The sequence below is a fragment of the Mesorhizobium sp. M1D.F.Ca.ET.043.01.1.1 genome (assembly GCF_003952385.1).
Taxonomy (GTDB): domain Bacteria; phylum Pseudomonadota; class Alphaproteobacteria; order Rhizobiales; family Rhizobiaceae; genus Mesorhizobium.
Window position 1 is genome coordinate 3,530,124 of record NZ_CP034444.1, and the last position, 17,699, is coordinate 3,547,822.

Here is a 17,699-nt window from a genome sequence, read left to right on the forward strand (position 1 = left end):
CGGAGTGAGACGTTGGTGTTCCCTGGAGCACCCCTCATCCGTCTCGGCGCTTCGCGCCGATCCACCTTCTCCCACATGGGGAGAAGGGGAGAGCAGCGCCGATTGACTCTTTACACAAAGCGCGTAAAAGCCGGCACCGAACGGGATCATCCTCGATGCGCGGCCTTCTGATGGCTCTTCTTGCATTCGATGCCCCCAGCCGCGATGCACAACATCGGGCCGGGCGCTTCGGCGCGTCCTCTCGTTCCAGCAAAACTATGGCCAAAACCACCACCAAAACGGTGTGATTCCCTTGGCCTAACCACCCTCTCCCGGGTTCGGCCCGGGGGACGGAACCCGCATGAGGCCGGCGGGTTTTCTCCAACAACCAAGCGGAGAGGGACAGGAGATCTTTATGAGTTTCAAGGTTGCGGTAGTCGGCGCCACGGGCAATGTGGGCCGCGAAATGCTCAACATTCTGGACGAGCGCGGCTTCCCGGCGAGCGAGGTCGTGGCGCTGGCCTCGCGGCGCAGCCAGGGCACCGAAGTGTCCTTCGGCGACCGCACGCTGAAGGTCAAGGCGCTCGACACCTACGACTTTTCCGACACCGATATCTGCGTCATGTCGGCCGGCGGCAATGTTTCCAAGGAATGGTCGCCCAGGATCGGCAAGCAGGGCTGCGTCGTCATCGATAACTCATCGGCCTTCCGCTACGACCCGGACGTGCCGCTGATCGTGCCGGAAGTGAACCCGGACGCGATCGAGCTGTTCTCGCGCAAGAACATCATCGCCAACCCGAACTGCTCGACGGCGCAGCTGGTGGTGGCGCTGAAGCCGCTGCACGACGTCGCCACCATCAAGCGCGTCGTGGTCGCCACCTACCAGTCGGTGTCCGGCGCCGGCAAGGAAGGCATGGACGAGCTGTTCACGCAGACGCGGGCGGTCTTCGTCGCCGACCAGGTCGACGTCAAGAAGTTCACCAAGCGCATCGCCTTCAACGTCATCCCGCATATCGACGTCTTCCTCGACGACGGCTTCACCAAGGAAGAGTGGAAGATGGTGGCCGAGACCAAGAAGATGCTCGATCCCAAGATCAAGCTGACGGCGACCTGCGTGCGCGTGCCGGTGTTCATCGGCCATTCGGAAGCGGTCAACATCGAGTTCGAGAAGCCGATCACCGCCGACGAGGCGCGCGAGATCCTGCGCGAGGCGCCGGGTTGCCAGGTCTTGGACAAGCGCGAGAACGGCGGCTACATCACGCCGCTCGAATCGGCCGGCGAAGACGCCACCTTCATCTCGCGCATCCGCGAGGATTCGACCGTCGACAACGGCCTGTCGATGTGGGTCGTCTCCGACAATCTGCGCAAGGGCGCGGCGCTCAACGCCGTCCAGATCGCCGAGCTGCTGGTCGAGCGCGGTTTGATCCAGCCCAAGAAGAAGGCGGCCTGATTTTCGCTCACGGCCCGTATCGCCGCTGACGCGGCTGGGCCTCCGCGAGGGCGCCGGACGACCGGCGGCCCGCAGTCGCGGGCTCGGCCTTCGGCCATTGGTTTCGCTGACGGCCGCACCGTTGCCGGCGCGGTCCTGTCAATCGCGGGAGACCGGGCGGCCCTGACCGGTTTCCCAAATGGCTTTGAAGCGCTCGGCGATCGATAAAAACAGGCGCGGGGGCAGCAGGCCGTAGTCGTAGCGATCGGCAGAACGCGGCACCGGGCGAAGGTCGAAGCCTGGCCATGCGAAGCGATTGCCTTCGTGAAGCATCACCCACGAGCGCTCACTGTCGAGACCCAAATGCTGTTTGACAGCGGGCGGTAGCTCGATCGCCAGCCATGGGTCCACCGGCGGCACGTGCGTAACTGGCACCACTGTGACGATCAGTCCGTCTGCCCCGCGATCAACGGCGAGCACGATCACGCAAGGGCGATCCTTTCGCCCCTCATCCTGTCCGGTTTGGCGCTCATGATGCCAAAGATACGCGTAGGAGATAACGAGGCCGAGCTGTGGATCGGGTAGCGGCATGCCTACTTGGTGTCCATCAGGGCATTCAGATGGTCATGCTCTGATGACATGCGGCCGCTGGCGATAGCCTCCACCTCCTCGCGCCGCAAATCCCTGGTCGCAAATGACTGCTGAGCCAGGTTCTTGTAGCGCTGGAGGTCTTCATACTCGACCGCCGAGACAAAATAGCCAGTTGGGCGTCCATGGCTCATCACCGCAACGGGTTCTCGCTGCACGATTTCTCGATAGCGGCCAAAATTGCGGGCGAATTCTGTGGCCGGAACTTCTCGCATGGCGTGTTCCTCCTAAATTTCGTAATTTGCGCATTTCTCATAATTTACGCAATTTATGCGCTTCTGTCAAAACTCTGGGCCGGCGCTATCCGTCGCTAGCTGCTGCAGGATCGCCAGCGCTTCCTCGGCCCGGTCGGCCGGGACGAACAGATGGTCGTGATAGAAGGCCGAGACCGGATTGACGCCCATGCCGGCGGCAGCCAGCCGTGTTGTGATGGCGGCCAGGAAGCCGACGGCCTCTAGCGAGGAATGGATATTCAGCGTGATCATCCGGCAGCGGAACGTGCCGGCAAGGCCTGCTGCTTCCGCCTGGTCTTCGGGCACGATCAGCGTCAGGCCTTCCCACTCGCGAAAGCTCATGACTGGATCGAGACCATTCGGTTTGGCCACGCCCGGCGCCAGCGTGGCGAAGACGCAGATCTCGGGAAGCAGTTGCGGCGTCATCGACGCCAGCAGCTTTTGCAGATCGGTCTCGCCGGTCATTTTCTCTCCCTTGGTGGTTTGCCTCCGCTGCTCAAACGACATCGCAATGTCGCGAGCGGCCGAGCTTGCGGCGCCGATGAATAGCACAATACACAAAGATCAGGGCCGCCCGGCTCAGGCGCGGTGTCGGACTGTTTCGCGCAAGCGCGCAGTTTCCTGGAATTGCTCTTGAGGGGTTTCGATGATCGTTCGCCCGCGTCCGGGATTCCTGCACCTGTTCTTCATCATGCGCGGCTCGGTGGTGCCGCGCATCCTGCCGCAGATCTTTGGCTTCGCCGCCTATGGCGCGCTGGTGGTGCTGATTGTGCGCGCCCTCAAGTTGGAGTTCGGCAACGCCGGCACCGCGCCCTTCGCGTTGCTTGGCGTGGCGCTGTCGATCTATCTCGGCTTCCGCAACAACGCTGCCTACGACCGCTGGTGGGAGGCGCGCAAGCTGTGGGGCCAGCTCGTCTTCGACATCCGCAACCTGGCGCGCGCCTCGACCGGCCTGATCGATGACCGGGCCGAGCTGCGCGGCCTGTTGATGGAGGCGATCGCGTTCTGCCATTTCCTGCGCGGGTCGCTCAGGCGGGTGGACGCCGCGCCGGACGCGCGCGGCTTCATCGGCGATGAGGTCGAAGCCGTGGCCAAGGCCGTCAATGCCCCCGACGCCATGCTGCGCCGCATGGGCGCGCGCGTTGCCGGGCTGCGCAAGTCCGGCGCCATCGATACGATCGGCTACCGCATCCTCGACGAGCGCCTGTCGGAGATCGCCGCGGCGCAGGCCGGCTGCGAGCGCATCGCCGGAACGCCGTTGCCCTTCGCCTACACGCTGCTCCTGCAGCGCACCGCCTACGTCTTCTGCCTGCTGCTGCCGTTCGGGCTGGCCGCGCCCGCCGGCTGGGCGACGCCATTGTTCACGGCGCTGATCGCCTATACCTTCTTCGGCCTCGACGCGCTGTCGGAAGAGCTCGAGGATCCGTTCGGCACCCAGCCCAACGACCTTGCGCTCGATGGCCTTTGCCGCGTCTGCGAAATCTCGGTGTTCGAGGCGCTCGGCGAGCCGGCGCCGAAAATGATCCCGGCCGAACGGTTCTATTTCTCCTGAGGCCAGAGCGTTCCAGCCCTGGCCGTCCGTTTTGCGAGGCGGATGAGCGCTGCCCTGGATTCTGTTCTTGACACCGCCGCTTGACTCGGCCGGCGGCCTCTCGTATAGAACCAAAAGGTTAAATAACCATCTGGTTCAATAAACGTGACGACGGACAGCCTCAGCCTGACCCTCTCGGCGCTTGCCGACCCGACCCGCCGTGCCATCCTGGCGCGGCTGTCGCTCGGTGAGGCCTCGGTGACGGAACTGGCGGAGCCGTTTGCCATGAGCTTTCCGGCGGTGTCGAAGCATCTCAAGGTGCTCGAGCGCGCTGGCCTGGTGGCGCGCGGCCGCGACGCACAATTTCGGCCGCGCCGCCTGCAGCCGGAACCATTGCGTGAGATCGACGAATGGCTCGAGACCTATCGCGCGCTGTGGGACGCCCGCTTCGACCGGCTGGAAACCTATCTGCAAGCCTTGCAGGTTGATCCGGGCGGAGATCGAAATTGAAACCGGCTAACCAGCAAGCCGCTCATGTGCTGCAAGACAAGCCAGAGAGGGGAACATGACAGATCAGACCATCGACATTCCATCCGACGACCCGGTGATCGTCATCACCCGGACCTTCGATCCGCCACGCGCGCTGATGTTCAAGTTGTTCACCGATCCATACCATCTGGTGCGGTTCTGGGGACCGGAAGGGTCGACCTATCCGGTCTGCGAGATGGATGTGCGGCCGGGCGGGCAATGGCGTCTGACCATGCGCTTTGCCGACGGCAGCGAATATCCGACCAACAGCGTCTATCTGGAAATCGCTCCGCCGGAGCGGATCGTCTATCGCGACGCGCCGCTCGACCACAGCCAATGGCAGGATACCTTGCCGCCGCCCAACATGGTGACGACCATCCTGTTCGAGGATGCCGGCGGCAAGACGCGCATCGTCGCCAACATCCGCGCCAACTCGGTCGCCGCTCGCGACATGGCGGTGAAGATGGGCTTCGGCCAGATGGTTACGGCGAGCTACGCGCGGCTGGATGCCTATCTCAAGACGCTCTGAGCGAGAGTGCCGTCTGGCGCGTCGGAATGAGCCGCGCCTCGGTGAAAAAGATTCCGGGACGTGTCGGACCGTCAATTCGTGCCGCGTCCTTGGTTCGAGCCTGGCAAGGACGGCCAGCGTTCGAACCAAGATACCAGGAGGGAACGTCAATGAGCATTTCTCAAACCGCGACCGTGTCGTCGGGCGCCCTGTGGACCGGTCGTGTGCTGAGCGCCATCATCGTGCTCTTCATGATCTTCGACGGTGCCATCAAACTGCCGCCGCTCGACATCGTCACCCAGACGATGGTGCCGCTCGGTTGGCCGGCCGATCCCAATGTCGCGCGCATGCTCGGCATCATCGGACTGATTTCGACCGCGCTCTACGCACTGCCGCGCACCTCGGTGCTCGGCGCCATCCTGCTCACCGCCTATCTGGGCGGCGCCATCGCCACCAAGGTGCGGGTGGACAGCCCGCTGTTCTCCCACACGCTGTTCGGCGTCTATCTCGGCATCATCCTGTGGGCCGGCCTGTTCCTCAGGGATCCCAGGCTGCGCGCGCTGATCCCGTTCAGTCGTTAAGCCCGCGGGCAGGGAGAAGAAGACAATGCTCACCATTCTTGTCATCCTGGTCGTCATCATCGCCGCCGTGCTCATCTATGCCGCCACACGGCCGAACGATTTCGTCGTCAGCCGCTCGGCCAGGATCAAGGCGCCGGTCGAGGCGATCTTCCCGCTGATCAACGACTTCAAGCGCTGGCCCGAATGGTCGCCCTTCGAAAAGCTCGATCCGAACATGAAACGCACGCTCTCGGGCGCTGAAAGCGGCAAAGGCGCCGCCTATGCCTGGGAAGGCAACAGCAAGGCCGGAAAGGGCCGCATGGAGATCGTCAACGCGGTGCCGTCGTCGCTGGTCTCGATGAAGCTCGATTTCGAAAAGCCGTTCCGGGCGAACAACACCGTCGACTTCACCCTGGCGCCGTCGGGCGGGAACACGACCGTCACCTGGGCGATGCGGGGCGGCCGGCCGTTCATCGTCAAGCTCATGGGCCTGTTCATGAATTTCGACGCGCTGATCGGCAAGGACTTCGAGGCCGGGCTCGACAATCTGAAGCGCGCCACCGAGCGGTGAAACGCCAATAATTTCAATGATCCAGGTGAGGTTAGGAGCCCTGCGCCGGCGCTGGTATCGGCAATCTTCGATGTCCTCGGGATCAAATTAGCCGTCCGAGAGTTAACGGCATGGCGGCGAGGACGGCGTGTGAGAGGAACGACAAATGAAGAAAGCGATGATCATCCTGGCGTTGGCGACGGCACTCGGTGCCTGCTCGCAGACGGAAAAGGGTGCCGCAGTCGGCGGCCTGGGCGGCGCGGCCGTAGGTGCCGCCGTGGCAAATGATCCGGTGGAAGGCGCTGTGGTCGGTGGTGCCGTCGGCGCCGTCGCGGGCGCGCTGATCGGTCGTGCCAGCGAACCGGACCGCTGCCGCTACCGCGATCGCTACGGGCGGGTCTACATCGCCCGTTGCCCGCAAGGCTACTGACTCCTTCCGGGACGCCTGAAACAAGAACGGCGGGCAAAGCCCGCCGTTTTCGTTAACCGATTCGGGCCGGATTACTCGGCGGTAGCGGCTTCCGCCTCGACCGGTGCTGCGCTCGCCGCGGCAACGGCAGCGGCGGCGTCTTCCTGGGCCTTCTTCAGCAGGGCGGCGCGCTCCTGCGCCTTCTTGCCGGGCAGGGCCTTGTTCGGGTTCGAGCGGGCCTCGCGCTTGGCGATGCCGGCCTCGTCGAGGAAGCGCAGCACGCGGTCGGTCGGCTGGGCGCCGTGCGAGAGCCAATGCTTGAGGCGGTCGGCGTCGACCTTCACGCGTTCGCCGTCCTTCGGCAGCAGCGGGTTCCAGGAACCCAGCGCCTCGATAAAACGGCCGTCGCGCGGCGAGCGGGCGTCGGCGACGACGACGTGGTAGTAAGGACGCTTCTTCGAGCCCGCACGGGCCAGTCTGATCTTCAGTGCCATTCTTTATCTCCTAAAAGCTCTGATTTCTTTCATTGATCTCCGGCTGGTTAGCCGGCTTTCGTCACGCCGTTGGCAGCGGCGATCTGTTCGTGATGACGGATCACTTCGCGGATGACGAAGTTCAGGAACTTCTCCGCGAAATCCGGATCGAGATGCGCATCCTTCGCCAGCTGGCGAAGGCGGGCGATCTGCTGCTGCTCGCGCGCCGGATCGGCAGGCGGCAGACCATGCTCGGCCTTGAGCACGCCGACCGCCTTGGTGCAGCGGAAGCGCTCGGCCAGCATATGGATGAGGGCGGCGTCGATGTTGTCGATCGAAGCGCGGTAGCCCGCCAGAACGGCGCGTGCGTCGGCCATGTCCTTCTCCTCGTTCATCGCCCCTCACTTCTTTTTCCCGAGACCAGGCAACCCGCCGCCGCCGAGGCCGGGAAGGCCCGGCAACTTCATGCCGCCGGGCAGGCCCGGCAACCCGCCACCGGGAAGCCCGCCGGGCAACCCGCCCGGCAGGCCTTTGCCGAGACCGGCAGCCTGGGCCTGCTTCTGCAGGGCCTCGAGCTGCTTCGGATCCATCTTGGAGAGGTCGGGCATGCCGCCGCCCGGCATCATGCCGCCAAGGCCCATCTTCGAGGCAAGGCCGCCCATCATGCCGCGCATCAGGCCGCCGCCTTTGCCCTTGCCGCCCATCGCCTTCATCATGTCGGCCATGCCGCGATGCATCTTCAGAAGCTTGTTGATCTCGGCGGCATCCGTGCCGGAGCCGGAAGCGATGCGTTTCTTGCGCGAGTGCTTCAGGATGTCGGGGTTGGCGCGCTCGGCCTTGGTCATCGAGGAGATGATGGCGAGCTGGCGGCGGAACATCTTGTCGTCGAAACCGGCCGCGGCAAGCTGGTCCTTCATCTTGCCCATGCCGGGCATCATGCCCATGATGCCGCCCATGCCGCCCATCTTCGACATCTGCTGAAGCTGCGCGGCAAGGTCGTTCAGGTCGAACTTGCCCGACTGCATCTTCCTGGCCATCGCCGCCGCCTGCTCGGCGTCGATGGTCTCGGCGGCCTTCTCGACGAGCGAGACGATGTCGCCCATGCCGAGGATGCGGTCGGCGATGCGCTTGGGATGGAATTCCTCCAGCCCGTCCATCTTTTCGCCGGTACCGATCAGCTTGATCGGCTTGCCGGTGACGGCGCGCATCGAAAGCGCCGCGCCGCCGCGGCCGTCGCCATCCATACGGGTCAGCACCAGGCCGGTGATGCCGACGCGCTCGTCGAAGCTCTTTGCGAGGTTGACGGCGTCCTGGCCGGTGAGCGAGTCGGCGACCAGCAGGATCTCGTGCGGCGACGACACCTTCTTGATGTCGGCCATCTCGACCATCAGCGGCTCGTCGATATGGGTGCGGCCGGCGGTATCGAGGATGACGACGTCATGGCCGCCGAGCCTGGCCGCCTGCACGGCGCGCTTGGCGATGTCGACAGGGCTCTGGCCGGCGATGATCGGCAGCGTCGCCACCTTGGTCTGCTCGCCGAGCTGGCGCAGCTGTTCCTGAGCGGCCGGTCGACGCGTGTCGAGCGAGGCCATCAGGACCTTCTTGTTCTGGCGCTCGGTCAGGCGCTTGGCGATCTTGGCCGAGGTCGTCGTCTTGCCGGAGCCCTGCAGGCCGACCATCATCACGACGACGGGCGCCGGCGCGTTGAGGTCGATGGCGACGCCTTCGGCGCCCAGCATGTCGACCAGCTCGTCATGGACGATCTTGACGACCATCTGTCCGGGCTTGATCGACTTCAGCACAGCGGCGCCGACGGCCTTCTCGCGCACCTTGTCGGTGAAGGAACGCACCACCTCCAGCGCGACGTCGGCCTCGAGCAGCGCCCGGCGCACCTCGCGCAGCGCCGCCGAGACATCCGCCTCGGACAGCGCGCCGCGGCCCGTCAGGCCGTTCAGGATGGAGCCAAGGCGCTCCTGGAGGGATTCAAACATCGGTCGTCCTTCGATCTCGGTTCGGTTCGACCCGAGAGGTAGTGCGTTCGCGCCGGGTCGCCAAGCAAAAGTCCAAAGCCAAAAAGCACCCGGGGGCGCATCGCGCTGCCGGGTGTTGGCCTCCAGGATCGGTTTACAGCTCTGGCCCCAAAGGGCGTCGGCGTCCTGGTCGGCTTTCGCGGAGGTGTACTCGTCGCGGAATTCGTGCGCGTCTAGACAGGAAATCGGCGGCGGAGTCAAGGCTGGGGGTGGGAACGGAGCCAAAACGCCGCGATCTAGGCCAGCTTTTCGCCGTCGAGGATGCGCGTGTAGAGATCGAGATAGCCTTTTGCAGTCTTTGCGATCGGAAACCGGTCGGCGGCGGATTCACGGCACCGTTCGGGCGAAAGCGCGGCGATGTCGGCCAAGGCCTGCGCGAACTCGGCATCGGTGTCGAAGAGGCGGCCGGTGGCGTCGTCGACGATTTCCGGCAGCGCGCCGCGCGGCGTTGTCAGCACCGGCGTGCCGCACAGCATCGCTTCGACCGGCGCCATGCCGAACGGCTCCTCCCAGGCGATCGGATTAAGGAAGGCCCTGGCCTCGCCGAGCAGGCGCAGCTTCTCATCGCCGTCGACTGTGCCGTGGTAACGGAAGCGGCGGCCCAGGCTCTTGAAGAAGACGCCCTGGCGGCGAACCTTCGTGCGCAGCAGGAGCTGCCAGCGCGCGCCGCCGGCGATGTCGAGCTGGAAATCGAAGGCCCTGGCGAGATCGACGGCCCGGTTGAGGTTCTTGCCGGCCCGGGCGATGCCGGCCAGGAACAGCAGCCGGCTCGTATTGCTGGCGGACAGCCGATAGGCATCGATCGGAAAGCCGTTGTAGACGAAGGTTTCCCGCCCGTGATTGCGCGCATGGTTGGCGCTGACGAAGCTCCAGTTCTGCCCCTGTTTCTGGTATCCCGGGGCAAAGCCGTGCATGGTGTAGAGCGCCGGGCGCGACGTCTCGACGTACCAGCCGTTGAAATGCACGATGTCGGCGTCGGCCGGGATCGCGGCGCGGCATTCGGCGGCCGAAGACGCCTGCCGCACTTCGCAAAGCGGGTGGCTCGAGCCGCGACCGGCGATCAGGACCACCTTGTGGCCGAGGCGCGAAAGCTCATTTGCCAGCCAGTCGACCTGCCGCTCGGTGCCGCCATAGCCTTGGCAGGGAATGGTGCGTTCCGCCACCAGCGTGATGCGCATCAGCTGAGCCCGCCGTTCTTCTGCCCGACCCTGATCCGGTCCAGAAGCCGGTTTCCGCCTTTCCGGATCATGGTGCCTCCGGCCCGACTTTCAGGGGCGAGCGGCGATGCAGAAGCAAGAACATCGTCAGCAGCGTGCTCGCGACGCCGATCGCGGCGATGAGAGCAGCGTCCCAATTCGTCCAGCCGGGGCCTTCGAGCGGCCTGGCGGTGAAGAGGGCGAAGGAATTGTAGCTCTGCTGGTGCGAGATGAGCAGGAAGCCGGTCAGGTTGTTGCCGAGATGGGCGCCGAAAACGGCGCCCAAATTGCCGGTCACATAGACCAGCAGCGTCAGCAGCAGCGCGAATGTGCCGATCGAGACCAGCACGCAGGCATTGATGGCGAGCGTCGAAGCCGCGCTCCAATGCAGCGCGGAGAACAGGAGCGCCGGCAGCAGCGCCCAGATCAGCGGGCTGCCAAACCGGTTGCTGAGGCCGCGCAGCAGATAGCCGCGGAACAGGGCCTCCTCCGCCGAGGTCTGCAGGAAGGCGAGCGGCACGATCGGAACGAGGAAGAGCAGCCAGGACGAGAAGGCGATCGATCCGCGAGCGATCTCCGGCTGCAGCCAATAGAGCAGGACCTCCGAGAACAGCGAGGTGATCAGGACAGCGACCAGGCCCTTGAGAAAGCTGCCGCGCGAGATGCGGCGGTTGGTCCCGATCAGCGCCGAGAGCGGCTCGCCATGCACGAAGCGCATCGCCACCCAAAGGCCGATCCAGATGCCGGCAAAGGACGCCAGCGCGGTGAGGATGCCGACGGGCGAGGCAAGGAAATCCTGGATCGGCTGTCCGGTCGCCGGTCCAGGGAGGCGCAAGACGATGAAGGCGGTGGTGCCGGCGACGAGCACGACAAGCGTCATGGCGAGCCAGAAGAAAACGACGATCGCCGCTCCAAGCAGGAGCCGGAGCGGGGTGGTCTTCTCGTTCGGCGAGCGCCGGTAACGCTCGAAGGCGGCACTGTCGATGATCACGCGGCTCCCCTGCCGGACGCTTCCGGGTCGCCTGATCTAGGGGATTGGCGTTTTCGGCGCAATCGCTCGCGTCGAATCCGGCAACGGGTCGGATCGCTTGAGGCCGGTCGGAAACAATTTCGGCCGCGGATTAACCGTTTTGCCGCTTTTTCCGCTTAAGAAGCTCACCATGAAACGCGTCATCGCCATCGCCGACCGCGCGGCCCTCGTCTCGTTGAGACTGCTCGCAGCGCTCAACATGTTGTTTTTCCTGTCGTTCCTCGTCGTCCTGCTGCTGGCCGGCAGGGCGCATGCCGAAGCGCCCGCCTGCGCCGGCAGCGATCTGCTGGCAAGTCTCGCAAAGACCGATCCCGCCGCCTTCAAGAAGGTCGAGACCGAGGCCGCCGCCGTTCCGAACGGCAAGAGCCTGCTGTGGAAGCTGGAGAAACCGGGCGAAAGGCCGTCCTTCCTGTTCGGCACCATGCATATCACCGACCAGCGCGTCACGACGCTGCCGGCCGCGGCGCAGCAAGCCTATGACGGCGCCGACACCGTCATCATCGAAACCACCGACGCGCTCGATAAGGCCAAGATGATGGCCGCCTTGGCCGCCGAGCCTGGCCTGATGATGTTCACCGACAACACGACGCTGTCCTCGTTGCTGTCGCCCGAGGACGTGGCGGTGCTGAACAAGGGGCTCGACGCGCGCGGCATCCCGCCCCTGACGGTCGCCAAGATGAAGCCGTGGATCCTGTCCGCCATGGTGGCGCTGCCGGCCTGCGAGGTGGCGCGCCAGGCCGCCGGCGCGCCGGTGCTGGACGTCAAGCTGGCCGCCGAGGCCAAAGCGTCCGGCAAGGACGTCGAGGGATTGGAAACCGCCGCCGACCAGTTGCGCGCCATGGCCTCGCTGCCGCTCGCCTACCACATGAAGGGGCTGGTGGAGACGCTGAAGCTCGGCGACAGGGTGAACGACGTCAACGAGACCATGATCATCCTCTACCAACGCGGCGAGGTCGGCATGTTCTGGCCGCTGTTCCGCGCCGTGCTGCCCGACGCCGCGGACGACCAGGCCGGCTATGCCGCCTTCGAGCAGACCATGATCACCAGCCGCAACAAGGTCATGGTCGCCCATGCCATGCCGATGCTGGCCAAGGGCAATGCCTTCATGGCGGTCGGCGCGCTGCATCTGCCCGGCCCTGACGGACTGGTCGAAGATTTCCGCAAGGCGGGGTATACTGTTACCGCCGTCAACTGAGTCGTCTGGCGGCTGGGGAGCGGAAAACGCCGGTTTTTCAGCGCTTTCCGTCCGCCTGCGTGAAACCGATTGGTGGGATCGCGCGTTGATGGCTGTTGATTGAAGCCTTTCATTCCAAGGAGGACACGTTTTATGGCGAACCCTAACGACCCCTTCACCCCTCCGAGCACGCCTCCCTCGTCGGGCGGTGGCGGCAGCGGGTGGCTGATCGCCCTTGTTGTCATTATCCTGGCCATTGTTGCGTATTATGTTTTTGGCAGAACCGGCGGCGAAAAGGCCCCGGCGCCCGCCGAGCCGCCGGCCGCCAGCACGCCGGCTCCGGCGCCCGAGCCTGCAACTCCTGCTCCGGCTCCCGCGCCAGCACCGGCTGAGCCAGCGCCTGCACCGGCTCCTGCCCCTGCGCCCGCCCCGGCCCCTGCGCCGGCTCCTGCTCCGTCACCCGCTCCGGCTCAGTAACCAGATCGCGATTCTTGGAAAGACGGCCCGCCTTTCGGCGGGCCGTCTTGTGCTGGAGCACCACGCCTCGTCACCCAAGGGTCTGCGCGCGTCGCTTCGCTCCCTGCTTCGCCCTGGGATGACGAAGCGATGGAGGTTCGGCGCCAAGCGCGGTCAAATGTGGATCGGCTTGAAGAACGTGGCCAGCGCCGCTTCCTTGACCGCTTCCGACATCGTCGGATGCGCATGGCAGGTGCGGGCGAGGTCTTCCGAGGAACCGCCGAATTCCATCAGCACCGCCGCTTCGTGGATCATCTCGCCGGCGCCGAAGCCGACGATATGGACGCCGAGCACGCGGTCGCCAGCCTTGTCGGCCAGGATCTTCACGAAGCCGTCGGTGTGCAGCATGGCGCGCGCGCGGCCATTGGCGGTGAATGGGAATTTGCCGACCTTGTAGTCGATGCCGGCCCTCTTCAGCTCCTCCTCGGTCTTGCCGACGGAGGCGATTTCCGGGCTGGTGTAGACGACGCTCGGGATGACGTCGTAGTTCACGTGACCGGCCTGGCCGGCGATCATCTCGGCCACCGCCACGCCCTCGTCCTCGGCCTTGTGCGCCAGCATCGGCCCGGCGATGACGTCGCCGATGGCATAGATGCCCGGCACGCTGGTCCTCAAATGCGCGTCGGTCTTGACCCGGCCGCGCTCGTCCGTCTCGACGCCCGCTTCCTTCAAGCCAAGGCTGTCGGCATAGGGGCGACGTCCGGTGGCGACCAGCACGACGTCCGCCTCGATGGTTTCGGCCGCGCCACCCTTGACCGGCTCGAAGGTGACGCTGGCGCCTTTCTTCGATTTGGCGACGCCGGTGACCTTGGCGCCGAGCCTGAACTCGAAGCCCTGCTTGGACAAGAGCCGCTGGAACTGCTTCGAGACCTCGCCGTCCATGCCGCCGAGGATGATGTCGAGGAACTCCACGACGGTGACCTTGGCGCCGAGCCTGGCCCACACCGAGCCTAGCTCCAGCCCGATGACGCCGCCGCCCACCACCACGAGGCTGCCGGGTACCTTCGGCAGCGACAGCGCGCCGGTCGAGGACACGATCACCTTCTCGTCGAAATCAACCTTGACACCCGGAATGCCGGCGACGTCGGAACCGGTGGCAATCACGATGTTCTTGGTCTCGAGCTCCTCGACCTTGCCGTCCTCGCCGGTGACGGAAACCTTGCCGGCGCCGATCACCTTGCCGGTGCCGCGGAAGCTATCGATCTTGTTCTTCTTGAACAGGAAGGCGACGCCGTTGACGTTGGAGGCCACGGTCGCATCCTTATGCGCCAGCATCTTCTTGAGGTTGAGCTTCGGCGCGCCGACCTCGATACCCAGCGTGTCGAAGGAATGCGCGGTTTCCGCGAACATCTCGGAGGCGTGGAGCAGCGCCTTCGACGGGATGCAGCCGATGTTGAGGCAGGTGCCGCCGAAGGTGGCGTTCTTCTCGACCACAGCCGTCTTCAGGCCGAGCTGCGCCGCCTTGATGGCGCAGACATAGCCGCCCGGTCCCGATCCGATGATAACGACGTCATAAGCCATGGTCTTGTCCCTTGTTCTGGCGCAGGAACGGTTCGAGCCGCCCCCGGTATTTCTTTCTACGCAATTCCGGATGGAAAACCGCTACGCACCTTTCCTGGAATTGCTCTAGCGGCCGCCGCTCACATCGAGGATCGCGCCCGTTATATAGGAGGCCGCATCCGACAGAAGATAGAGAACCGCGCTGGCGACCTCGTCGGCCGTGCCGGCGCGCTTCATCGGCAGCATCTCCCGCATCCGCGCCACGCGATCGGGCTGGCCGCCGGAGGCATGGATCTCGGTTTCGGTGATGCCGGGGCTGACCGCGTTGACGCGGATGCCCTCCAGCGCCACCTCGCGCGCCAGGCCGATGGTCATGGTGTCGATCGCGCCCTTGGAGGCGGCGTAGTCGACATATTCGCCGGGCGAGCCCAGCCTGGCCGCCGCCGAAGAGAGGTTGACGATGGCGCCGCCCTTGCCGCCATGCCGGGTCGACATGCGCTTCACCGCCTCGCGCGCGCAGAGGAAGGAGCCGACGACGTTGACGCGCATCATGCGCTCGACCCGCTCGGCGCTCATCTCGTCGACACGCGCCTTGACGTCGACGATGCCGGCATTGTTGACGAAAGCGTCGAGCCGGCCGAAGGCCCGGTCCACCGCCTCGAACATCGCCATGACATCGGCCTCGCTGCCGACATCGCCCTTGACCGAGAAGGCCTCGCCGCCGGCGGCTTCGAGCTCGGCGACCAGCGCGTCGGCCGCAGCCCGGTTGGAAAGATAGTTGACCGCCACGCGATAACCGGCCAGGACGGCCTGCCGGCAGATGGCGGCGCCGATGCCGCGGCTGCCGCCGGTGACCAGCAGCGTCTTTTTCTCCGGGCTCATTCCTGGCAGCCTTTCAGCATGAAGATGTCCCACGGCACTTTCGAGAAGCCGCCGGGACCATAAGCGGCCGACATTTCGAGCGACGGCCCGAGATCGGGCAAGACCAGGCTTTTCGGCGCGTCGGCACCCTCGGCCGGCAGCAGGCCGACGCTGCCCTTCTCATCGGCGCTGTAGATGACGCCTTCCCAGACCGTGCAGGCGGCAAGCTCCTCGCCGGTGACATCGCCGGTCGGGCATTTGTACATCAGCGAGCCGTGCGGGCGCCCGGCGTTCCCCTCGGTCCACATGGCGATGCCGTCGAGCACGGTATTGTTGTCGAGGATCATGCGGAAGGTGTTGGTGATCGTCGCCGAGGTGCCGGTCGGGGTGAAGTCGATCTCGGCGCCGCTCTTCGCCTCGCCATAGACGGCAAGCTGGATCGGGCAGGCGGCCTGGGCAGCGGAATTCGAGGCTGTGAGAGCCAGCGACCCAGCCAGAAGTCCGATCATGGGCGAGGTAACGCTCGTCATCGATTGGCCCGGTTGCTTTCGCGGCCGTCGGCGTTTTCGAGCACTTCGAAGTCGGTCATCAGGAGCAAGGGCTCGCCGGTCGCGTCCAGTCCCCAAAAAGATCGATACGCGCCATCGCCATAGCCAGTGTCGAACATGGCGACATTGAGCGGATTCCCATCGATCGGACTATCCATGCCAAACGTGTCGAGAGAAGACGCAACATTAGCCAAATAGTCGTCAAGTTCCTCTTGGTCAGACATTATCGTCAGGAAAGACTTGTCCATAAACGACGCAACCGCGTCATCAACGATAAATTCAAACTCATAGCCCGATGGGCGGTCTCGAGCAAAGGTCGCCAATTCCCAACGCACCGGCAAGCCAGAGCCGAAACGCAATGCCGCCACGGCAATCTTGGTCCGAACCTGAAGCAATATGACCGGGTAGCTCCCCGGCTTTACCTTGCGGCTAAACGGCGGCCGTCCCAGTCCGGTGATCAGCGGATCGCAGGCGACGATTTCGCCGGTGGGCAATTCAAGCTCACCGATCGTGATGGCGGTGATTTTCCGTTCCGCCATTTCGGCAGAGCTGAGAGCGAAGACGCCGAGGTTGCTGCTGATCTCAGAGGCGCCCCAATCGGCGGGCGAAGCGACCACGGGCAAATCGGAGAAAAGCCAGACCCGTCCACGCCGAAGGAATCGGCGTAAGGCATCTGACCAACCACTCATTGCGGATACGCTCCGATCACAGATCGAGCACCAGCCGCTCGGGATCCTCGAGGCTTTCCTTGACGCGCACGAGGAAGGTCACCGCTTCCTTGCCGTCGACGATGCGGTGGTCGTAGCTGAGCGCGAGGTACATCATCGGCCGGATGACGATCTGGCCGCCGACCACGACCGGCCGGTCCTGGATCTTGTGCATGCCGAGGATGCCCGACTGCGGCGCATTGAGGATCGGCGTCGACATCAGCGAGCCATAGACGCCGCCATTGGAGATGGTGAAGGTGCCGCCCTGCATGTCCGCCACCGACAGCTTGCCGTCGCGCGCGGCGAGGCCCAGCCGGCCGATTTCCTTCTCGATCTCGGCGATGGACATCTGGTCGGCGTCGCGCACCACCGGCACCACCAGACCCTTGTCGGTACCCACCGCAACGCCGACATGGGCGAAGTTCTTGTAGATGATGTCGGTGCCGTCGATCTCGGCATTGACCGCCGGGATTTCCTTCAGCGCATGGGTGACGGCCTTGGTGAAGAAGCCCATGAAGCCGAGCTTCACGCCATGCTTCTTCTCGAACACGTCCTTGTACTTGGCTCTCAGCGCCATCACCGCGCTCATGTCCACCTCGTTGAAGGTGGTCAGCATGGCGGCGGTCGACTGCGCCTCCTTGAGGCGGCGGGCGATCGTCTGGCGGAGCTTGGTCATGCGCACGCGTTCCTCGCGCGAGGCATCGTCGGCCGTGGATGGCGCGCGGGCAGCAGCGGGAGCCGGCGCGGGCGCCGCCTTCGGCGTCTCGGCAGGCTGCGAGGGCGCGCCCTTGGCAATCGCGTCGAGCACGTCGCCCTTCAGCACCTGACCGCGCTTGCCCGAACCCGACAGGTGGTCGACCGCGAGATTGTGCTCGGCGATGAGCTTGGCCGCGGCCGGCGCCGGCGGCATGGTGCGCGGTTCGATCGGACCGCCGCCGCCGGCAACCTTGGCGGTTTCGGCCGCGGCCTGCTTGGTCGTGGACGCGGCGTCCGGGCTCGAGGCCTGCGCCACCGCGTGCGGCTTGGCGGCGGGAGCTGCCGCTTCGCCACCGGCGGAGATGGAGCCGAGCAGCGCGCCGACATTGACCGTCTCGCCTTCCTTGACGGTGATCTCGGAAAGCGTTCCGGCACCCGCGGCAGGCACCTCCACCGTCACCTTGTCGGTTTCGAGCTCGACCAGCGGCTCATCGGCGGCGATCGCGTCGCCGACCTTCTTGAACCACTTGCCGACGGTCGCCTCGGTCACGGATTCGCCGAGAGTGGGGACGCGGATTTCGGTAGCCATTGTG

21 protein-coding genes are annotated in these 17,699 nt (G+C 65.1%); 8 read left to right on the forward strand and 13 right to left on the reverse strand.

Translation table 11 applies throughout. From position 1 onward, the window contains the following. Positions 1–394: 394 nt before the first annotated feature. Positions 395–1,429, forward strand: coding sequence for an aspartate-semialdehyde dehydrogenase (locus EJ067_RS17220; RefSeq protein ID WP_126086814.1), 1,035 nt, complete (start codon positions 395–397; stop codon positions 1,427–1,429). A gap of 138 nt (positions 1,430–1,567) precedes the next feature. On the opposite strand, the gene EJ067_RS17225 is transcribed toward EJ067_RS17220, so the two are convergent. The 3 genes from EJ067_RS17225 to EJ067_RS17235 form a co-directional block, all read right to left on the reverse strand. Then, a complete protein-coding gene (locus tag EJ067_RS17225) occupies positions 1,568–1,894 on the reverse strand; it encodes a hypothetical protein (protein WP_245468280.1) in 327 nt (108 codons plus the stop codon). Positions 1,895–2,001: 107 nt separating this feature from the next. Continuing rightward, complete coding sequence (locus EJ067_RS17230; RefSeq protein ID WP_126086816.1) at positions 2,002–2,271, reverse strand: type II toxin-antitoxin system Phd/YefM family antitoxin; 270 nt, start codon at positions 2,269–2,271, stop codon at positions 2,002–2,004. A 66-nt stretch (positions 2,272–2,337) separates the two neighbouring features. Further along, positions 2,338–2,754 (reverse strand): ACT domain-containing protein, encoded by a 417-nt coding sequence (locus tag EJ067_RS17235; protein WP_126086817.1) that lies wholly within the window; start codon positions 2,752–2,754, stop codon positions 2,338–2,340. A 181-nt stretch (positions 2,755–2,935) separates the two neighbouring features. Between EJ067_RS17235 and EJ067_RS17240 the strand changes: the two genes are divergently transcribed. From EJ067_RS17240 to EJ067_RS17265, 6 genes are all read left to right on the forward strand, one after another. Then, complete coding sequence (locus EJ067_RS17240; protein ID WP_126086818.1) at positions 2,936–3,841, forward strand: bestrophin family ion channel; 906 nt, start codon at positions 2,936–2,938, stop codon at positions 3,839–3,841. A 144-nt stretch (positions 3,842–3,985) separates the two neighbouring features. Beyond that, positions 3,986–4,330, forward strand: a complete 345-nt coding sequence (locus tag EJ067_RS17245) for a metalloregulator ArsR/SmtB family transcription factor (RefSeq protein WP_126086819.1) — start codon at positions 3,986–3,988, stop codon at positions 4,328–4,330. A gap of 55 nt (positions 4,331–4,385) precedes the next feature. Then, complete coding sequence (locus EJ067_RS17250; RefSeq protein ID WP_126086820.1) at positions 4,386–4,877, forward strand: SRPBCC domain-containing protein; 492 nt, start codon at positions 4,386–4,388, stop codon at positions 4,875–4,877. A gap of 149 nt (positions 4,878–5,026) precedes the next feature. Continuing rightward, positions 5,027–5,437 carry a DoxX family protein gene (locus tag EJ067_RS17255; protein WP_126086821.1) on the forward strand — a complete coding sequence of 137 codons (411 nt, stop codon included), beginning with the start codon at positions 5,027–5,029 and terminating at the stop codon, positions 5,435–5,437. A 25-nt stretch (positions 5,438–5,462) separates the two neighbouring features. Continuing rightward, complete coding sequence (locus EJ067_RS17260) at positions 5,463–5,987, forward strand: SRPBCC family protein (protein WP_126086822.1); 525 nt, start codon at positions 5,463–5,465, stop codon at positions 5,985–5,987. Positions 5,988–6,132: 145 nt separating this feature from the next. Beyond that, positions 6,133–6,396 carry a glycine zipper domain-containing protein gene (locus tag EJ067_RS17265; RefSeq protein WP_126086823.1) on the forward strand — a complete coding sequence of 88 codons (264 nt, stop codon included), beginning with the start codon at positions 6,133–6,135 and terminating at the stop codon, positions 6,394–6,396. 71 nt (positions 6,397–6,467) lie between these two features. On the opposite strand, the gene rpsP is transcribed toward EJ067_RS17265, so the two are convergent. The 5 genes from rpsP to EJ067_RS17290 form a co-directional block, all read right to left on the reverse strand. After that, the gene (gene rpsP, locus EJ067_RS17270) at positions 6,468–6,869 is read right to left on the reverse strand and encodes a 30S ribosomal protein S16 (RefSeq protein WP_126086824.1); all 402 of its coding nucleotides are present in this window, start codon (positions 6,867–6,869) and stop codon (positions 6,468–6,470) included. Positions 6,870–6,916: 47 nt separating this feature from the next. Further along, the gene (locus tag EJ067_RS17275) at positions 6,917–7,243 is read right to left on the reverse strand and encodes a chorismate mutase (protein ID WP_126086825.1); all 327 of its coding nucleotides are present in this window, start codon (positions 7,241–7,243) and stop codon (positions 6,917–6,919) included. A gap of 6 nt (positions 7,244–7,249) precedes the next feature. Beyond that, positions 7,250–8,839, reverse strand: a complete 1,590-nt coding sequence (gene ffh, locus EJ067_RS17280) for a signal recognition particle protein (protein ID WP_126086826.1) — start codon at positions 8,837–8,839, stop codon at positions 7,250–7,252. Between the two features lie 275 nt (positions 8,840–9,114). Beyond that, positions 9,115–10,056: a glycosyltransferase gene (locus tag EJ067_RS17285; protein WP_126086827.1), complete on the reverse strand. Its 942-nt coding sequence runs from the start codon at positions 10,054–10,056 to the stop codon at positions 9,115–9,117. A gap of 67 nt (positions 10,057–10,123) precedes the next feature. Continuing rightward, on the reverse strand, positions 10,124–11,065 hold the full coding sequence (locus EJ067_RS17290) for a type II CAAX endopeptidase family protein (RefSeq protein WP_126086828.1): 942 nt from the start codon (positions 11,063–11,065) through the stop codon (positions 10,124–10,126). A gap of 169 nt (positions 11,066–11,234) precedes the next feature. On the opposite strand from EJ067_RS17290, the gene EJ067_RS17295 reads away from it, so the two are divergent. Then, positions 11,235–12,299 (forward strand): TraB/GumN family protein, encoded by a 1,065-nt coding sequence (locus EJ067_RS17295; protein WP_126086829.1) that lies wholly within the window; start codon positions 11,235–11,237, stop codon positions 12,297–12,299. 609 nt (positions 12,300–12,908) lie between these two features. On the opposite strand, the gene lpdA is transcribed toward EJ067_RS17295, so the two are convergent. From lpdA to odhB, 5 genes are all read right to left on the reverse strand, one after another. Continuing rightward, positions 12,909–14,315 (reverse strand): dihydrolipoyl dehydrogenase, encoded by a 1,407-nt coding sequence (gene lpdA, locus EJ067_RS17305; RefSeq protein ID WP_126086830.1) that lies wholly within the window; start codon positions 14,313–14,315, stop codon positions 12,909–12,911. Between the two features lie 105 nt (positions 14,316–14,420). Then, positions 14,421–15,176: a glucose 1-dehydrogenase gene (locus tag EJ067_RS17310; RefSeq protein WP_126086831.1), complete on the reverse strand. Its 756-nt coding sequence runs from the start codon at positions 15,174–15,176 to the stop codon at positions 14,421–14,423. Beyond that, the gene (locus tag EJ067_RS17315; RefSeq protein WP_245468281.1) at positions 15,173–15,664 is read right to left on the reverse strand and encodes a hypothetical protein; all 492 of its coding nucleotides are present in this window, start codon (positions 15,662–15,664) and stop codon (positions 15,173–15,175) included. The genes EJ067_RS17310 and EJ067_RS17315 overlap by 4 nt, the downstream gene beginning before the upstream one ends. 17 nt (positions 15,665–15,681) lie before the next feature. Next, a complete protein-coding gene (locus EJ067_RS17320; RefSeq protein WP_126086833.1) occupies positions 15,682–16,392 on the reverse strand; it encodes a DUF4241 domain-containing protein in 711 nt (236 codons plus the stop codon). 16 nt (positions 16,393–16,408) lie between these two features. Next, entirely contained in the window at positions 16,409–17,695 is a 1,287-nt protein-coding gene (gene odhB, locus EJ067_RS17325) for a 2-oxoglutarate dehydrogenase complex dihydrolipoyllysine-residue succinyltransferase (protein ID WP_126086834.1), read from the reverse strand. Between the last annotated feature and the right edge of the window lie 4 nt (positions 17,696–17,699).

Bases quoted from the DNA above. Each gene is read 5' to 3' on its own strand.
- EJ067_RS17220 (WP_126086814.1), top strand. From the start codon at position 395: ATGAGTTTCAAGGTTGCGGTAGTCGGCGCCACGGGCAATGTGGGCCGC.
- EJ067_RS17230 (WP_126086816.1), bottom strand. From the start codon at position 2,271: ATGCGAGAAGTTCCGGCCACAGAATTCGCCCGCAATTTTGGCCGCTAT.
- EJ067_RS17235 (WP_126086817.1), bottom strand. From the start codon at position 2,754: ATGACCGGCGAGACCGATCTGCAAAAGCTGCTGGCGTCGATGACGCCG.
- EJ067_RS17240 (WP_126086818.1), top strand. From the start codon at position 2,936: ATGATCGTTCGCCCGCGTCCGGGATTCCTGCACCTGTTCTTCATCATG.
- EJ067_RS17250 (WP_126086820.1), top strand. From the start codon at position 4,386: ATGACAGATCAGACCATCGACATTCCATCCGACGACCCGGTGATCGTC.
- EJ067_RS17255 (WP_126086821.1), top strand. From the start codon at position 5,027: ATGAGCATTTCTCAAACCGCGACCGTGTCGTCGGGCGCCCTGTGGACC.
- EJ067_RS17260 (WP_126086822.1), top strand. From the start codon at position 5,463: ATGCTCACCATTCTTGTCATCCTGGTCGTCATCATCGCCGCCGTGCTC.
- EJ067_RS17265 (WP_126086823.1), top strand. From the start codon at position 6,133: ATGAAGAAAGCGATGATCATCCTGGCGTTGGCGACGGCACTCGGTGCC.
- rpsP (WP_126086824.1), bottom strand. From the start codon at position 6,869: ATGGCACTGAAGATCAGACTGGCCCGTGCGGGCTCGAAGAAGCGTCCT.
- EJ067_RS17275 (WP_126086825.1), bottom strand. From the start codon at position 7,243: ATGAACGAGGAGAAGGACATGGCCGACGCACGCGCCGTTCTGGCGGGC.
- ffh (WP_126086826.1), bottom strand. From the start codon at position 8,839: ATGTTTGAATCCCTCCAGGAGCGCCTTGGCTCCATCCTGAACGGCCTG.
- EJ067_RS17285 (WP_126086827.1), bottom strand. From the start codon at position 10,056: ATGCGCATCACGCTGGTGGCGGAACGCACCATTCCCTGCCAAGGCTAT.
- EJ067_RS17295 (WP_126086829.1), top strand. From the start codon at position 11,235: ATGAAACGCGTCATCGCCATCGCCGACCGCGCGGCCCTCGTCTCGTTG.
- lpdA (WP_126086830.1), bottom strand. From the start codon at position 14,315: ATGGCTTATGACGTCGTTATCATCGGATCGGGACCGGGCGGCTATGTC.
- EJ067_RS17310 (WP_126086831.1), bottom strand. From the start codon at position 15,176: ATGAGCCCGGAGAAAAAGACGCTGCTGGTCACCGGCGGCAGCCGCGGC.
- EJ067_RS17315 (WP_245468281.1), bottom strand. From the start codon at position 15,664: ATGATCGGACTTCTGGCTGGGTCGCTGGCTCTCACAGCCTCGAATTCC.
- EJ067_RS17320 (WP_126086833.1), bottom strand. From the start codon at position 16,392: ATGAGTGGTTGGTCAGATGCCTTACGCCGATTCCTTCGGCGTGGACGG.
- odhB (WP_126086834.1), bottom strand. From the start codon at position 17,695: ATGGCTACCGAAATCCGCGTCCCCACTCTCGGCGAATCCGTGACCGAG.